This is a genomic window from Micromonospora sp. NPDC002296, from assembly GCF_040296145.1.
Classification (GTDB): Bacteria; Actinomycetota; Actinomycetes; order Mycobacteriales; family Micromonosporaceae; genus Micromonospora.
In genome coordinates this window covers 1-1,366 of the sequence record NZ_JBEOWQ010000125.1, presented here as the reverse complement: position 1 = coordinate 1,366, position 1,366 = coordinate 1, and the positions used below count along the sequence as shown (strand labels likewise).

At 56.4% G+C, this 1,366-nt stretch carries 1 rRNA gene; it reads left to right on the top strand.

Going from position 1 to position 1,366, the window contains the following annotated elements:
• Positions 1-1,366, top strand: a 23S ribosomal RNA gene (locus ABT023_RS29000); the annotation flags it as partial.

The window sequence follows — 1,366 nt, the reverse complement described above, 5'->3', positions numbered from 1 at the left end:
CCGAACCCACCAGGGTTGAAAACCTGGGGGATGACCTGTGGTTAGGGGTGAAAGGCCAATCAAACTCCGTGATAGCTGGTTCTCCCCGAAATGCATTTAGGTGCAGCGTCGTGTGTTTCTTGCCGGAGGTAGAGCACTGGATAGGCGATGGGCCCTACCGGGTTACTGACCTTAGCCAAACTCCGAATGCCGGTAAGTGAGAGCGCGGCAGTGAGACTGTGGGGGATAAGCTCCATGGTCGAGAGGGAAACAGCCCAGAGCATCGACTAAGGCCCCTAAGCGTACGCTAAGTGGGAAAGGATGTGGAGTCGCAGAGACAACCAGGAGGTTGGCTTAGAAGCAGCCACCCTTGAAAGAGTGCGTAATAGCTCACTGGTCAAGTGATTCCGCGCCGACAATGTAGCGGGGCTCAAGCGTACCGCCGAAGTCGTGTCATTCACACATATAGGGCCAACGCCTGTGTGGATGGGTAGGGGAGCGTCGTGTGCCGGGTGAAGCAGCCGCGGAAGCGAGTTGTGGACGGTTCACGAGTGAGAATGCAGGCATGAGTAGCGATACACACGTGAGAAACGTGTGCGCCGATTGACTAAGGGTTCCTGGGTCAAGCTGATCTGCCCAGGGTAAGTCGGGACCTAAGGCGAGGCCGACAGGCGTAGTCGATGGACAACCGGTTGATATTCCGGTACCCGCTTTGAAACGCCCAGTACTGAGCCCATTAATGCTAAGTCCGTGAAGCCGGCCCGATCTCTTCGGAGTTGAGGGTAGTGGTGGAGCCGACGAACCAAGGTGGTAGTAGGTAAGCGATGGGGTGACGCAGGAAGGTAGTCCAGCCCGGGCGGTGGTTGTCCCGGGGTAAGGGTGTAGGCCGTGTGGTAGGTAAATCCGTCACACGTTAAGGCTGAGACCTGATGCCGAGCCGATTGTGGTGAAGTGGATGATCCTATGCTGTCGAGAAAAGCCTCTAGCGAGTTTCATGGCGGCCCGTACCCTAAACCGACTCAGGTGGTCAGGTAGAGAATACCGAGGCGTTCGGGTGAACTATGGTTAAGGAACTCGGCAAAATGCCCCCGTAACTTCGGGAGAAGGGGGGCCATCACTGGTGATTGGATTTGCTCCATGAGCTGGGGGTGGCCGCAGAGACCAGCGAGAAGCGACTGTTTACTAAAAACACAGGTCCGTGCGAAGCCGTAAGGCGATGTATACGGACTGACGCCTGCCCGGTGCTGGAACGTTAAGGGGACCGGTTAGCTGACTTTCGGGTTGGCGAAGCTGAGAACTTAAGCGCCAGTAAACGGCGGTGGTAACTATAACCATCCTAAGGTAGCGAAATTCCTTGTCGGGTAAGTTCCGACCTGCACGAATGGCG